Origin of the sequence: Meridianimarinicoccus aquatilis, assembly GCF_004358675.1 — a bacterium.
Classification (GTDB): Bacteria; Pseudomonadota; Alphaproteobacteria; order Rhodobacterales; family Rhodobacteraceae; genus Meridianimarinicoccus; species Meridianimarinicoccus aquatilis.
Genome location: NZ_SMZO01000038.1, coordinates 1 through 15,279 on the forward strand (window position 1 = coordinate 1; position 15,279 = coordinate 15,279).

Genomic DNA, 15,279 nt, shown 5'->3' on the forward strand with positions numbered 1-15,279 from the left:
GGACCGAACCGCCTGTCATCTGGTCCATGTGCATCGGGCTTCCGAGTGCCGGGAAATCCCCCGCAATCGACGCCCTTCTGAAACCGCTATGCGCAGCGGAGCGCCCGTTGCGCATAGCGGCGGAGGCCGAGTTGAACGCATGGTCAGACAAGGCCGAACTCGCAAAGCTGACGGAATCGTCTTGGAAGGAAGCTGCGAAGGCTGCAATCAGGGCGGGTGAAACGCCCCCGGACAGGCCGAAGGACTGCAATGCAGGACTGCGCCCGCATGTTCCCCGGCTAGTCGTGAATGACGGAACCATCGAGAAACTGGCGGCAATCCTAGCACGGCAGCCGCGCGGCTTCCTGCAAATGCGGGACGAACTGGCCGGATGGCTGGAAGGGATGCAGCGTTATTCGAGCGGCAGTGACCGGCCCTTCTGGCTGGAAGCGACCGGGGGCCGCAGCCATACGGTCGAACGCATGGGCCGCGAACCGATGACGGTCGAACGGCTGACCATCGGCGTTCTGGGGGGCATCCAGCCTGACCGGCTGAAAAGCCTGCTGTTCAAGTCAGACGATGATGGGTTGCTGGCGCGCTTCCTGCCCATCTGGCCCGAGTCTGCGCCGCTGCGCCGCCCGCAGGCGTGGGCGGATGAAGCGTTGATGGACCAAGTGTTGAAACGGCTGTTGTCGCTCGACCTTGTGACCGACGATGACGGCAGCGCTCGCCCATGGTTCATTCCCTTCGCGGAAGATGCGCAGGTGCAAATGGATGAATTCCGAGGCTTCGTGCGCGGGTGGGAAGCCGAGGCCAATGGGCTGATGTTGTCATTCATCGGAAAGCTTCCGGGGCTGACCGCGCGCCTGTCGCTTGTGCTGGCCCATCTTGAATGGGCGGCTGACGAAAGGCCGGAACCGCGCGAAATCACGGTGCGGGAATTCGGCAGAGCCGCGCATCTGGTGGAGGCGTATTTCTTGCCGATGGCGCGGCGCGCCTATGCCGACGCCGCGACCCCAAAGGCAGACCGTGCCGCGCGGCGGCTTGTGGGCATCATTCGGAAAGAGGGGTGGCAATCTTTCACGGCCCGCCAAGTCATGAAACTCGACCGGGCAGGGCTGGGCAACAAGGACGAACTCAACCCGGCGCTTGAGGCTCTGGAAGAAGGCGACTGCATCCGCCCGGTGGAAACACCGCCAAAGCCGCAGGGGGGCAGGCCGCAACGGCTTTACGCCGTGAACCCCGCACTGCGCCGAGTGCGGCCATGACCCGGTGGCTGGCCGCAGCACGCGAAGCCGAAAGGGGCGGGGCAGAACCGGAAAGCCCGGCCCCTGAGGGGGTTTCGTCGGTTTTGTCGGTTGTGTCCGAAGGGGCAAGGGGTGACGCCCGCCCCGTCACGCCGCCATTCGCACACGGCACAGGGGACCGCCCCCGGACATGGACGGGCCGTATCGTATCACTCGACGACTGGCGCACGCTGACCGAATGGGAACGCCACGGACCAAACGGGCGGCGCTGGTGCGGTATTGCGCGGCAGTGGAAGGATTCGCGCTAGACTGAAGGCGAGCTTTCCTTTCTGCTTCTGACAGTACCGGGCGCGCGGGATTTTGGCGCGCTCAGGAAAAATTGATAGGTGGTTTGCCGTGGACGTCGAAGAATTTATTGCTCGCTGGACGCAATCGGGTGGAAGCGAGCGCGCCAATTTTCAGTCATTCGCCAACGATCTGTGCGACATGCTTGGTGTACCTCGACCCGACCCCGCCACTGAACAAGCCCGCACCGACGCCTATTGTTTCGAACGCCCTGTGACATTCATCCATACTGGCAGTCAGTCGCGTGGCTTCCTGGATCTTTATCGGGCCGGACATTTCGTGATGGAGGCGAAGCAAGGCACCAACAGCGCCGACGCACCCGACACATCCCAACCCGCGCTTGTCCCAGACCAGCCAGCCCCAACGCGCAGGGGGCACGGTACGCGCGGGACGCGCCGGTGGGATGACACCATGTTGCGCGCCCGAAATCAGGCCGACGGTTACGCCCGCGCCGTGTCGCGCGATGACGGATGGCCGCCCTTCCTGCTGGTTGTTGATGTGGGGCATGTCATAGAAGTTTACGCCGATTTCTCTGGGCAGGGCCAAGGCTACACACAATATCCCGATGGCAACCGCTATCGCATCACGATGGAGGCCCTGCGCGACCCGAAAACCCGCGAACGCCTCCGCCTGATCTGGACAGACCCCCATGCGCTTGACCCAGCGCGGGTAGCCGCGCAGGTTACACGGGCAGTGGCCGACCGACTGGCAACCCTTGGCCGCTCCTTCGAGGGTCAAGGCCACGAGCCGGAAACCGTCGCACGCTTTCTGATGCGGTGCCTCTTCACAATGTTTGCCGAAGACGTCGAACTTATCCCGCAGCGCAGCTTTACCGACCTGCTGGAAAAACTGCGCGGCCACCCGGAACACGCCGCCCCCGCACTCAAGGCGCTTTGGGAAACCATGAACACCGGCGGCTTTTCCGCCGTCCTGACAACCGACCTGATGCGCTTCAACGGCGGCCTGTTCAAAGAGGCCGAGGCCCTGCCGCTGTCCAACGTCCAGCTTTCCCTGCTGATCGACGCTGCGAAATGTGACTGGCGCGAAGTTGAACCTGCGATTTTCGGCACCCTGCTGGAACGCGCACTCGACAAACGCCAGCGCCACAAACTGGGGGCGCATTACACCCCGCGTGCCTACGTCGAACGGTTGGTGGTGCCGACCATTATAGAACCGCTTCGATCCGACTGGCGTGATGTGCAGGCCGCCGCCCTGATGCTGGCCAATCAAGGTAAGGAACCCGAGGCGCGCGACACCGTGCGCGCCTTCCATCGGCAGCTTTGCGACATTCGCGTGCTGGACCCCGCCTGTGGCTCGGGCAACTTCCTCTATGTTGCGCTTGAACTGATGAAACGGCTTGAAGGCGAAGTGACTGACCTTCTGGCGGAACTGGGTGAAGACCAAAGCGCGCTGGCCCTGTCAGGCTACACCGTTGACCCGCACCAATTTCTTGGGGTTGAACTGAACCCATGGGCGGCGGCGGTGGCTGAACTGGTGCTGTGGATTGGCTATCTGCAATGGCATTTCCGCACCCATGGCAAAGCCAGCCCGTCAGAACCCGTGCTGCGCGACTTTCACAATATCGAAAACCGCGATGCCGTGCTGACCTATGCAAACACCCAGCCCCGGCTGGACGACAGCGGCGCACCCGTCACCCGCTGGGATGGCGTCACCACCACGACCCATTCTGTGACCGGCGAACAGGTGCCCGACGCGGACGCGCGCGTGCCCGTGTTCGACTATCTCAAACCCGCACCGGCGAAATGGCCCGAGGCTGATTTCATCGTAGGCAATCCGCCCTTCATCGGGGCCAGCCGGATGCGCGACGCGCTTGGCGACGGCTATGCCGAGGCGCTGTGGAAAGCCTATCCCAGAATGCCGCAAAGTGCGGATTTCGTCATGTTCTGGTGGGACAAGGCCGCACTGGCTGCGCGGGGCTGGAAGCCCGCGACCGCCAAGGCAAAGGCCAAGGGCACGCGCCGCTTCGGGTTGATTACAACCAACTCCCTGCGCCAGACATTTAACCGCAAGGTGCTGGCCCCGCATATGGGCGACCCGAAAACGCCGCTGTCCCTGACTTTCGCGATTCCTGATCACCCGTGGGTGGACGCGGGCGACGGGGCCGCTGTGCGGATCGCCATGACCGTGGGGGCTGCGGGCAACCGCATGGGGCGGCTGCTGACTGTGACCGACGAACGCAAGGGCGCAACCGAAGCCGAGGGCCGCCCGGTGACACTGTCCATTGAAAAGGGAAAGGTCTTTTCGAACCTGCGGTTAGGCGCTGATGTGGCGGGCGCTGTGGCGTTGCGAGCAAATGACAGACTGGCAACGCGTGGTGTTATGCTTTTCGGGTCCGGGTTCATTGTAACGGAGGAAGAAGCCAAGTTGCTTGGGCTTGGTTCTGACGCGAAGGCATCGTCGGTTATCAAGCCATATCGAAATGGGCGCGATTTGCTGGCAATTTGTCGCGGCTTATTCGTGATCGATCTACTTGGGCTTTCCGAAGAAGCCGCACGAATAGAAGTGCCAAAAGTCTATCAGCATTTGCGCGATACAGTTTGGCCCGAACGGATGTCGAACAATCGGGAAAGCCGAAAACGAAACTGGTGGATTTTTGGGGAAGCATTGGCACCCTTCCGTCCTGCGCTAGAGACCTTGCAACGCTATGTCGTGACCGTCGAAACCTCCAAGCACCGAACGTTCCAGCTTCTCGACGGCGGAATTCTTCCTGACAATAAGTTAGTGGCAATTGCCATCGAAGACCCGGAAATCTTGGCTGTCTTGTCCTCACGTGTGCACGTATGTTGGTCGCTTGCTGCTGGAAGCTGGCTTGGGGTAGGAAACGACCCGGTTTATGCGAAATCAAAATGCTTCGACCCCTTCCCCTTCCCAGACCCCACCGACGACCAAAAAACCCGCCTTCGCGCGCTTGGCGAACAGCTTGACGCGCACCGCAAGGCGCAACAGGCGGAACATCCGAAACTAACCCTGACCAGCATGTATAACGTTCTCGAAAAACTCCGCGCGGGCGACCGGATCGAAGGCAAGGACAAGGAAATCTATGATCAGGGCCTGATCGGCATCCTGCGTGACCTGCACGACCAGATCGACGCCGCCGTGGCCGACGCTTACGGCTGGCCCGCCGACCTGTCCGATGACGATATTCTGCATCGCCTGGTGGATCTCAACCGCGCCCGCGCGCTTGAGGAATCCCAAGGACTGGTTCGCTGGCTGCGCCCCGCCTATCAGAACCCGCAGGGCCACGCCGCACAGGCCAAGGGCGCGCAAAACGCCATGGACCTTGGCCCCGCCGACACCGCAACCAAACCGCCATTCCCCAAATCACTGCCAGATCAGATCGCTGCTGTGCGTGCCGCATTGTCGGACCTTGGCGAAGCCACCCCAGAACAGGTGGCCCGCACCTTCAAACGCGGTCGCGCTGCGACAGTCCAGCCGCTTCTGGAAAGCCTCACCGCATTAGGGCAAGCCCGCACAATCGAAGGGGGCCGTTTCGGGATGTGACTGGGGCTGGGTTTAAAATCATGCTACCGTTTGTTCTCAACGCGTTGACCCGTCTTTGGGTGCTCAAAAAATCAAAGGCTTTTCAACATGCCCGGACCCAACCCACACGAACTCTGGATAGAAAGCCACGAGCCGCCCTATCAGGTCTGCCTTCAAGCGTACTTCTGGACAGGCAACAACGGAAACCGCCAGGCACGGGCCGTTGCCGTTTTACGCAGGCTGGCGCGGCGCGACTGGTTTTGCCGATGGTGCGGCCAAGATTTGCCTGATTGGCGAAGGGCAGACGCGCGCTATTGCTGCGAAGGGTGCAGAAAACGAGCCGCTCGGGACCGGCGCATAGGACGCGAGGGCGGGGGCCGGTGACTGGCGATGAACTTCGCGCGCATCGTGTGACGCATGGGCTATCGCGGCGGGCGCTTGCTGCGCTGGCCGACTTGCACCCGGACACTGTGAAGTATTGGGAGCGAAAGCCGACAGTCGATTTGCGCGGCTATGCCCCTGACAAATTAATGCGGGCGCTTGGCGCTGCCCACCTGTCATCGCGCGGTGTCTATTCCAGCTTAGAACCAAGGGGGATTTTCGGCACCTTTACGCGCGCGCGGGGTGGGGTCTTACAGTTTGCGGTTATCTCTGCCGCCGCATCCCATGGCCCAATAAGTTGCGGCGCACGCACGCGGAAGGGTACCGCGTGCAAAGCGCGCCCAATACCCAGTAAGAAACGCTGCAAGTTTCACGGCGGGTGCTCAACCGGACCCAAGACAATAGAGGGCCGGACCAGAATTGCAGAGGTCCAGCGCAGTCGGTGGGCACTTTGGCGGGAGGAACGCGCCCAACCTGAGATTCGAGCCGAGACGACTGTCACAGAGCAAGGGGGAGGTTGTTTTCACAAAACGTGCGTTGGCAATGAAAGGCTTTGTTAGCTTCTTAACCCCTCGCGCGACTGCATCAAATGAGTGTCTCGCATTCGATGCGCGGTCGATCCGGTCTGCGTGTAAAACAGTTTGCACTATTACCGGGGCGAGTCGTGGTTGGGTTCAAAGGTACGTTAAAGTCCGGAGCCTTCCGGAGAAATCGCTGTCGCGGTGGGGGATTAACTGGGGGATGTTCTACCGCCACATGATTTTATTCAAAGTAAAATCAATACATTAACCGCACGACGTGGCAGCCCGTAGGGGAATCGAACCCCTCTTTCCAGGTTGAAAACCTGGCGTCCTAACCGATAGACGAACGGGCCAGCGCCGTGGCGTGTCGCGGGGTTTAGGCAAACTGGCGGGAGGCCGCAAGGGCTTTTTTGCGCCCTGATCACAATTTTCTTTGCGCCGCCCCATCATCGCCCTGTTGCCGTTGTGTCAAGGGAGTGCGGCGTCTTCCAACCGAAGCTGAACTTTGGTGCGGCCGCCCCAGTGATTCAGCTCAAGCCGTCCCGCGGCATGGATCGGTGCGCCGATGCGTGCTTCGATTGCGGCCCCCATAGGGCCGTCGAACGCGCCGAAGGCAATCGCATCGAGCGATACGCCACCAGAGGCGAGTGTCAGCTTGAGGTGGCTCTCGCCGACGCGGCGCGCGGCGCGGACCAGCATGTCGGGCAGGGCAAAGCGCGGTGCAGGCGCAGAGGCGCCGTAAGGCCCCGCCTGATCAAGAGATGCCACAAGATCAGGGGTTGCCCCCGCAGGCATCAGAACGCCGTCCAGGCGCAGGTCACGCGGCCCCAGATCGCCAGCCCCTTGGCGGGCCATGAGGTCTGACAGTCGTGCCATGGCTGGTTCAAGCTGGTCACGGGACAAGCTCAGCCCGGCGGCCATTTTGTGCCCGCCGCCTTTTTCGATCATTCCTTCGGCGGACAGGCGATGAATAGACGCGCCAAGATCGATTCCCGTCACAGATCGGCCCGACCCTTTGCCATCATTTCCGTCGAAGCCGATCACAACGGCGGGGCGGTTGGTCGCTTCCTTCAGGCGTGCGGCCACGATGCCGACCACGCCGGGGTGCCAACCATCGCCTGCTGCCCATACCAGCGGTGCATCCAGGCCGCGCGCTTCGGCCTGCGCAGTGGCGGCGGCACGCACGTTGGCTTCGACGTCGCGCCGGTCGGTGTTGAGTTGTTCCAACTGTGCGGCCAATCCGGCGGCTTCTGTGGCGTCGTCCGTCGACAACAGCCGCGCGCCAAGGTCCGGTGCGCCGATGCGGCCCCCTGCATTGATGCGCGGCCCCAGAACATAGCCCAGATGGTACGCCGCCGGGGCTGTATCGAGTCGGGCACTGTCAGCCAGCGCGACAAGTCCGGCGTTGCGGCGTTGGCCCATGACCTTAAGCCCCTGCCGTACAAGCGCCCGGTTCACGCCGATCAGCGGCGCCACATCGGCCACCGTGGCAAGGGCAACGAGATCGAGAAGAGACATCAGATCGGGGCCAGAGACGCCGGACGCACGCAGTTGGCGGTTTGCCTCGACCAGCAGGAGAAAGACCACACCAGCCGCACACAGGTGCCCCAGATCGCCATCTTCGTCCGCGCGGTTGGGGTTCACCACCGCCAATGCAGGTGGCAGTGTCTCGCCCCCCAGATGGTGATCCAGCACGACAACATCCGCGCCCTTGGCGGCGGCGATAGGATCGTGGCTCAGGGTGCCGCAGTCAACGCAGATGATCAGGTCATGTGCAGCGGCCAGCGTTGCCATGGCGGGGACATTGGGGCCATAGCCCTCGTCGATCCGGTCTGGAATATACAGCGTCGCGTGTATGCCCAGCCCGCGAAGCCAGCGGATCAGCAGGGCCGCCGAAGCCCCCCCATCTACGTCGTAGTCGGCGAATACGGCGATACGTTGGCGCTCCTGCGCAGCTGCGACGACACGCGCCGCAGCGATTCCCATATCTTTTAAAGTCAGGGGATCGGGCAGCAGATCTTTCAACCGGGGGTCAAGAAATGCAGAGGCGTCTTCAAGAGCAACACCGCGACGCGCAAGCACGGAACACAGGGCAGGCGGCTGGCCAGTTCGTTGCGTCAGCGCCAGGGCTGCGCGACTTGCCGCATCATCCGGGCCGACCCAACGCCGACCCGAAAGGGAATGTGCGACGCCCAGAAAGGCCGCCGCAGTCGCAGTTGTCATCAGTTGGTCGGGTTGCGATAGCTCATGCGGCGCACCGAACCTGTCTTGGACCGCATCAGGATCGTCTCGATCGTGACATAGCCCACTTCACGCTTGATCCCGGATACGAGCGACCCGTCGGTGACTCCGCTGGCCGCGAAGATGACGTCATCCATGACCAGACCGTCCAGATCATAGATCTTGTCGGGTTCCGTAATGCCGGCCTTGTCGGCGCGGCCGCGTTCATCGTCGTTGCGGAACAACAGCTTGCCAAAAATCTGTCCGCCAAGGCACTTGAGCGCGGCTGCGGCCAAAACGCCTTCGGGCGCGCCGCCGGACCCCATGTACATGTCAATGCCGGTCTTGACCGGGTCTGCACAGTGAATGACGCCCGCAACGTCGCCGTCGGTGATCAGGCGGATCGCACAGCCGGTTTCGCGCAGTTCGGCAACCATATCGTCGTGACGCGGCCGTTCCAGAACGCAGACGGTGACGTCTTCCATGGAGCCGCCCTTGGCTTTTGCCAGTGCTGCGACACGTTCTGTCGGGCTCATCTCAAGCGTGACGGTGTTCTTTGCGTAGCCAGGCCCGATGGCCAGCTTATCCATGTACACGTCCGGTGCGTGCAGCATGGACCCTTTTGGCCCCATGGCGATCACGGTCAGTGCGTTGGGCATATCCTTGGCTGTCAGCGTCGTGCCTTCAAGTGGGTCGAGCGCAATATCCACCGCGGGGCCTTGGCCGGTGCCGACTTGTTCACCGATGAAAAGCATTGGGGCTTCGTCGCGTTCACCTTCGCCGATCACAACCGTGCCGTCGATGTCGAGCATATTCAACTGTGTGCGCATGGCGTTCACGGCGGCCTGGTCTGCTGCCTTTTCATCGCCGCGACCGATCAAACGCGCCGAGGCCATCGCGGCCGCTTCGGAAACGCGGGCAAGGCCCAGGGAAAGCATACGGTCATTAAAGTCTGTCGGGGTCGTCATCTCAGATCCTCGCTATCGCATTTTCGGCACTGGTTACGCCGGGAAACTTTCCTCGGTTTACACTTCTTCTATACGTATCGCCACAGGCGCGGTGCTTAATACGCCGGTTGCGTCAAATTTGGCCAAGGCAAGATCAAGAGCGTCCCGCGTTGCCTTGTGCGTCACGATCAAAACCGGCGCTTTTCCAGTTGAATGGCCGTACTGGCGCATCCGGTCGATACTAATGCCCGCGTCGCCAAGTGCCGTCGCGATCCGCGCCAATGCGCCCGGTTTGTCATCCAGCGTCAGCCGCAAGTAGTAAGCCGCCGGAGCCGAGGCAACGGCGGGCGTGCTGCGGATCAGCGATGTGGATGGCACGCCAAACACTGGCAGGACCAGCCCGCGCGCGATATCGATCACGTCCGACATGACCGCCGACGCAGTCGGCCCTTCGCCTGCGCCAGCCCCGCGCAGAACGATTTGTCCGCAACTGTCGCCATCGATGACAACCATATTGGTGGCATTGCGCAACTGACCCAGCGGGGATTTGCGCGGCACTAGGCATGGCGTCATACGCTGTTCCAATCCGCGTCCGGATGACATCTGCGCCACGCCCAGGAGTTTGATGCGATACCCCATATCCCCCGCGCGGGTGATGTCTTCGATGGTGATGCGGTCGATGCCTTCAAGATGAACGGCGTCGAAGTCTACCTGCGTGCCAAATGCGATGGAGGCGAGCAGGGCGAGCTTGTGACCTGCATCAATGCCGCCGACATCCAGTGTGGGGTCTGCTTCAAGGTAGCCAAGGTCCGACGCTTCCTTGAACACTTTCGCATAGGGAAGTTCTGCGCTTTCCATCCGGCTCAAGATGTAATTGCAGGTGCCGTTCATCACACCCATGATCCGCGTAACCTGATTGCCGGAAAGAGATTCCGACAGCGCCTTGACCACGGGAATGCCGCCCGCGACCGCCGCTTCGAACCGCAGAGCGACCCCCTTTGCTTCGGCTTCTTCGGCCAGCAACTGGCCGTGCACTGCCATCATGGCCTTGTTCGCGGTGACAACATGTTTGCCCCGCGCGAGAGCGGCCTGCGTCGCCGCCTTTGCGGGACCATCGGTGCCGCCCATCAATTCAACCAATACGTCGACGTCATCGCGTGAGGCCAAGGCGACAGGATCGTCTTCCCAGTCATAAGCTGCAAGATCCACACCGCGATCTTTTTTGCGGCTGCGGGCGGACACGGCAGACACTGTAATTTCGCGCCCGGTCCGTGCTGTCAGCAGGTCGCCATGCTGTTGCAGTATTTTCAGAACACCGACACCGACTGTGCCAAGCCCGGCAATTCCAAGGCGCAAGGGGGTGGTCATCGGTTGGCTCCGTCTTTGGTCATGTGGTATTTTTGGGGTGGCTGTGATGCCTTTGTCGCAGCGGGCTTTACCCGGCTTTCCGGCCGCGTGCAACGCGCAGGGCCGGGCAGGCGGGACTAGGGGCTTTGCTCGCGTACGGCTTCGGCACGGCTGCGCAAGCTCTCACCGCGGGCCTGAAGCTCTTCTTCGGTATTCTCGGTTGCGTTTTCTTCGTTTGCGCGCGCAAGAATCGGATCAAGAGGCGCGATGCCCGGATTTTCGAGAGTGGCGGGATCTGAAAATACCGGATCGTCCGGGAACCCTTCTGGTGCGCATGCCGCAAGCAACAGGAATACAATGGCTTTTCGCATTACGTGTGTCTTTCCTTAACCGTTGCGCCCACGTTAGCCCTGTATCGGGTGCAGACGCAATCAAGCCTCGCGCTTGCCCCGAAGATCAGGTAATCGCCTGTCATGGATACCGATATTGTCGCAACGCTCACTCCCTCACCGGTGCGCCGCATTATTGCAGTACTGTCACTGGCCGCTGTGGCATTGATGCTGCTTTGGATTGTCTTGGTCACACCGCCAAGTGATCTGGGATGGCTCTTTTTCCTGGTCGCGGGCGGCCTTGGCCTGCTTTGGCTTTCGTGGCGGTTATGGACGGCGACAGAAGGACAGATCGTGCTGACGCGGGATGGGCTTTTTGACAGCTCAGGGCGGTGTCTGACCACGATCGACAATATCAAGATGGTCGAGCGCGGCCCCTTTGCTTTCAAGCCCTCAGGTGGGTTTGCTGTTCAGCTGAAAGAAGCGCCTGGTCGCGGATGGTCACCGGGGATGTGGTGGCGTTTTGGGCGCAGACTGGGCGTGGGCGGTGTTACGCCCGTTGCGCAAAGCAAGGTGGTCGCCGAAAGCATAATTCTGATCATATTGGAAAAAAACAATCCTGAACCCGAGTAAGGATTTGGTCCCGGAAATTGCTAGGGTTCTGTAACACTCTCACGTTAGGCTTGTGGCGTGAGGGTCGATCAACGGCCCCCGGACAGCGAAGGGACCATTATGACCAGCATGACCGACGGTGCGGCCATCCGCGAGCCGAGTTTTCGCGACTCCGTAAATTTGATGTTCAATCGCGCTGTTGCGCTTATGGACCTCTCCCCCGGACTTGAAGAGAAGATCCGCGTATGCAACGCCACTTATACGGTGCGGTTTGGGGTGCGATTGCGCGGGCAGATTCATACATTTACCGGGTATCGATCTGTGCATTCCGAGCATATGGAACCGGTCAAGGGCGGCATTCGCTTTGCCACCAATGTGAATCAGGACGAGGTCGAAGCGTTGGCCGCGCTGATGACGTTCAAATGCGCTTTGGTGGAAACCCCGTTTGGAGGGTCGAAAGGCGGGCTTTGCATTGATCCGCGTGCGTGGGAAGAACATGAGCTTGAACAGATAACCCGCCGTTTTGCTTATGAACTTGCCAAGCGGGACTTGATCAATCCATCGCAGAACGTTCCGGCCCCCGACATGGGCACCGGCGAGCGCGAGATGGCATGGATCGCCGACCAGTACCGCCGCATGAACACAACAGACATCAATGCGAATGCCTGTGTGACGGGCAAACCACTGCATGCGGGCGGAATCGCTGGACGGGTGGAGGCAACAGGCCGAGGCGTGCAGTACGCCCTTCGGGAATTCTTTCGCCACCCAGAGGACGTGGCCATGGCGCGGCTTTCAGGCAAGCTTGATGGCAAGAGCGTGATTGTTCAGGGCCTTGGGAACGTTGGGTTTCACGCGGCAAGTTTTCTTCGGGGCGAAGACGGTGCCAAGATTACCGGAATTATCGAACGCGACGGCGCACTGTACGATGAAGACGGGTTGGACGTTGATGCAGTGCGGGCGTGGATCGACAAACACGGCGGCGTGAGCGGATTCCCCGATGCGACATACAGCAAGGACGGCAGCGCCGTTTTGGAAAGCCCGTGCGACATTCTTATTCCGGCTGCTTTGGAAGGGGTGATAAACCTTAACAATGTGACGCGCATTCAGGCCAAACTTATCATTGAGGCGGCCAACGGTCCGATCACCGCCGGGGCGGATGAATACTTGCGCAAACAAGGGGTTGTTGTGATCCCGGACATGTACGCCAACGCCGGTGGTGTAACGGTCAGCTATTTCGAATGGGTCAAGAACTTGAGCCATATTCGGTTTGGCCGGATGCAGCGCCGCCAAGAAGAAGCCCGACATCAGCTTGTCGTGGACGAACTTGAGAGGCTGGATCACTATCTTGGCGATGCTTGGTCAATGAGCCCCAATTTCAAGACGAAGTACCTGCGCGGCGCGGATGAACTGGAGTTGGTGCGGTCCGGTTTGGATGACACGATGCGCACGGCCTACCAATCCATGCGAGAAGTGTGGCACGCCAGAGAAGACGTGACGGATTTGCGTGTTGCGGCATATCTCGTTTCCATTGACCGTGTTGCATCAAGCTATCGCGCAATGGGGCTGTAGGGTGTTGCAAAAGCTTTCCGCCGGCCCGTCATCGTGCGGGCCGGAGGATTTGTTGGGTACACTCGGGCGTTAAGTGCGTTGCTGCGGCAGGGTGAACCGGACTTTTCCATTGGAACGTCTGATGCAGTTTCGGCAAGTGAACCAGCATCGCCTTGTAGCAGGTTCTGGCCGGAATAATTGCGGCGTTGGATGGCCCTGAAGCCGTGCTCGTGCTTTACACCGGCCCCGTGCGAGCGGATACTTGCCGCATGAGTCTGCCGCCCGGTTTCCTTGACGAATTACGCACCCGCACAAGCCTGACCCATGTGGTCGGTCGCAAAGTGACGTGGGATCCGCGCAAATCCAACCAAGGCAAGGGTGACATGTGGGCCCCGTGCCCATTCCATCAGGAAAAAACCGCTTCATTTCATGTGGATGACCGGAAAGGGTTTTACTATTGCTTTGGCTGCCAGGCCAAGGGTGACGCGATTGGTTTCGTTCAAGAGACCGAAAATGTCGGCTTTATGGAGGCGGTGGAAATCCTCGCCCGCGAAGCTGGAATGACAATGCCCGCAGCGGACCCACAGGCAAAGGTCAAAGCCGACCGGAATGCCCGGCTTGCCGAAGTGATGGAAGAATCCGTGAAGTTCTTTCGTCTGCAATTATCGACCGGGAAAGCGTCGGCGGCACGGGATTATTTGCAACGCCGCGCTCTGACGACAGATGCACTTGGGCGGTTTGAAATTGGCTTTGCACCAAATGCGCGCCGTGCCTTGTGGGAGCATCTGACTGGCAAGAACATTGACCCCAAGCTGATTGTCGAAAGTGGCATGGCCATTGCTCCCGATGACGGCGGCGCGCCTTTCGACAGGTTCCGCGATCGGATCATGTTTCCGATCCGCGACCAGCGCGGGCGCTGCATCGCTTTTGGCGGGCGTGCGATGTCGCCCGAGGCGCAGGCGAAGTACTTAAATTCACCTGAGACCCCGCTTTTTGACAAGGGGCGGTCGCTTTACAATCATGGGCCTGCGCGCGCGGCATCTGGCAAGGATGGCCGCTTGATTGTGGCCGAAGGGTACATGGATGTGATCGCCCTTTGCGAGGCGGGGTTTACCGCGACAGTAGCCCCTTTGGGCACGGCCATAACGGCGATGCAGCTTGAGTTGATGTGGCGGATCGCACCAGAGCCGATCATAGCGTTGGATGGTGACAAAGCCGGCCTTCGCGCGGCCATGCGGCTGATCGATCTGGCGCTGCCGTTGCTTCAGCCGGGGCGGGGCTTGCGGTTCGCGGTATTGCCGGAAGGTCAGGACCCGGATGACTTGCTGCGTGCGCAAGGGGCAAGCGCGATGCAATCGGCACTGGACGGGGCTTTGACGATGGTCCGTCTGATGTGGCAGCGCGAGACAGAGGGGCAGGTGTTTGACAGCCCAGAGCGCCGCGCCGGCCTCGACAAGCGGTTGCGCGACCTGACCGAGCAGATCCCGGATCAAAACCTGAAGCATCATTACCGGCAGGAATTGCGCGACCTGCAATGGCAGGCGTTCCGGCCGAAAAAAACCGCGCGGTCTGGCAAAACGGGCAAGTGGCCGGTCGATCATGCCGCCACGCAAAGCCTGCGTCGGTCGCTGTTGGCGGCGGCGGACAGCGCAAAGGTTGAAACCGAACTGCGCGAACGCGTCATTCTTGCGACAGCGATCTGCACGCCCGCCGTTTTGGACACGCACGGGGATGCATTGGCCGATCTTCCGTTGTCGCATCCGGATCACGCGCTACTGCGCGCCGCGATATTGGACTGGCACGCGCGGCCGCATGGGCAACTGCGTGATCGCCTTGAAGAAACGGTTGGTGCCTCGGCTCTTGAAACTTTGCTTTCCCATGCGCATGTGGCTCTCATTCCCGCAGTGCGCAGTCCAGGGAACGCTGAATTGGCTGCCATGGGAATCGCCGAAGAATTGGGGAAGTTGGCAGCAGCGCGCGGGCATGCGGATGAGCTTCGAGAAGCCGTTGAGGATTTTGACGGGCCGCTGCCTGACAGAGTGGTTTGGCGGTTGGTTCAAGCGACTGAAGCCCGCAACCGGGCGACGCGTCAGTCGTTGGACGACCGAACGGAATATGACACAGGTACCAATGGTGCCAAATTGAACAAGGACGAACGGTCAGCTTTCGATCAGCTGATTCGCGATATCGACTTCAGTAAATCGCGCGATCGCCACGGGTGATTCGTGATTTTGTGAAGGAAAAGTTGAAAAAAAGCGCTTAGACACGGGTGCGAATCACTTGGGAGCCCTATGTGATTCGC

12 protein-coding genes and 1 tRNA gene are annotated in these 15,279 nt (G+C 60.7%); 8 read left to right on the forward strand and 5 right to left on the reverse strand.

Annotation, left to right across the window (positions count from 1 at the left end; genetic code table 11):
* The 5 genes from E2L05_RS14475 to E2L05_RS21340 form a co-directional block, all read left to right on the forward strand.
* Nucleotides 1-1,247, forward strand: a 1,247-nt coding sequence (locus E2L05_RS14475) for a DUF3987 domain-containing protein (protein ID WP_133343618.1), incomplete at its 5' end; no start/stop codon positions are given.
* Nucleotides 1,244-1,534, forward strand: a complete 291-nt coding sequence (locus tag E2L05_RS14480) for a hypothetical protein (RefSeq protein WP_133343619.1) — start codon at nt 1,244-1,246, stop codon at nt 1,532-1,534. The genes E2L05_RS14475 and E2L05_RS14480, both read left to right, overlap by 4 nt.
* A gap of 88 nt (nt 1,535-1,622) precedes the next feature.
* Nucleotides 1,623-5,093 (forward strand): class I SAM-dependent DNA methyltransferase, encoded by a 3,471-nt coding sequence (locus E2L05_RS14485; protein WP_133343620.1) that lies wholly within the window; start codon nt 1,623-1,625, stop codon nt 5,091-5,093.
* A gap of 202 nt (nt 5,094-5,295) precedes the next feature.
* Complete coding sequence (locus tag E2L05_RS20830) at nt 5,296-5,433, forward strand: hypothetical protein (RefSeq protein ID WP_165971778.1); 138 nt, start codon at nt 5,296-5,298, stop codon at nt 5,431-5,433.
* A gap of 169 nt (nt 5,434-5,602) precedes the next feature.
* On the forward strand, nt 5,603-6,013 hold the full coding sequence (locus E2L05_RS21340; protein ID WP_394346558.1) for an HGGxSTG domain-containing protein: 411 nt from the start codon (nt 5,603-5,605) through the stop codon (nt 6,011-6,013).
* Nucleotides 6,014-6,252: 239 nt separating this feature from the next.
* Here E2L05_RS21340 and E2L05_RS14495 read toward each other — a convergent pair.
* The 5 genes from E2L05_RS14495 to E2L05_RS14515 form a co-directional block, all read right to left on the reverse strand.
* Nucleotides 6,253-6,327: transfer RNA gene (locus E2L05_RS14495), tRNA-Glu, on the reverse strand.
* Nucleotides 6,328-6,442: 115 nt separating this feature from the next.
* Complete coding sequence (gene recJ, locus E2L05_RS14500) at nt 6,443-8,197, reverse strand: single-stranded-DNA-specific exonuclease RecJ (RefSeq protein ID WP_133343622.1); 1,755 nt, start codon at nt 8,195-8,197, stop codon at nt 6,443-6,445.
* Nucleotides 8,197-9,162, reverse strand: a complete 966-nt coding sequence (gene glpX / locus E2L05_RS14505; protein WP_133343623.1) for a class II fructose-bisphosphatase — start codon at nt 9,160-9,162, stop codon at nt 8,197-8,199. The genes recJ and glpX overlap by 1 nt, the downstream gene beginning before the upstream one ends.
* A gap of 57 nt (nt 9,163-9,219) precedes the next feature.
* On the reverse strand, nt 9,220-10,509 hold the full coding sequence (locus E2L05_RS14510) for a homoserine dehydrogenase (protein WP_133343624.1): 1,290 nt from the start codon (nt 10,507-10,509) through the stop codon (nt 9,220-9,222).
* Nucleotides 10,510-10,625: 116 nt separating this feature from the next.
* Nucleotides 10,626-10,859 carry a hypothetical protein gene (locus E2L05_RS14515; protein ID WP_133343625.1) on the reverse strand — a complete coding sequence of 78 codons (234 nt, stop codon included), beginning with the start codon at nt 10,857-10,859 and terminating at the stop codon, nt 10,626-10,628.
* Nucleotides 10,860-10,961: 102 nt separating this feature from the next.
* Here E2L05_RS14515 and E2L05_RS14520 point away from each other — a divergent pair, with 102 nt between their 5' ends.
* The 3 genes from E2L05_RS14520 to dnaG all read left to right on the forward strand — a co-directional run bounded on the left by E2L05_RS14520 (nt 10,962) and on the right by dnaG (nt 15,199).
* Complete coding sequence (locus tag E2L05_RS14520) at nt 10,962-11,450, forward strand: hypothetical protein (protein WP_133343626.1); 489 nt, start codon at nt 10,962-10,964, stop codon at nt 11,448-11,450.
* A gap of 108 nt (nt 11,451-11,558) precedes the next feature.
* A complete protein-coding gene (locus E2L05_RS14525; RefSeq protein ID WP_133343646.1) occupies nt 11,559-12,998 on the forward strand; it encodes a Glu/Leu/Phe/Val family dehydrogenase in 1,440 nt (479 codons plus the stop codon).
* A gap of 248 nt (nt 12,999-13,246) precedes the next feature.
* Nucleotides 13,247-15,199, forward strand: coding sequence for a DNA primase (gene dnaG, locus E2L05_RS14530; protein WP_133343627.1), 1,953 nt, complete (start codon nt 13,247-13,249; stop codon nt 15,197-15,199).
* Nucleotides 15,200-15,279 lie beyond the last annotated feature (80 nt).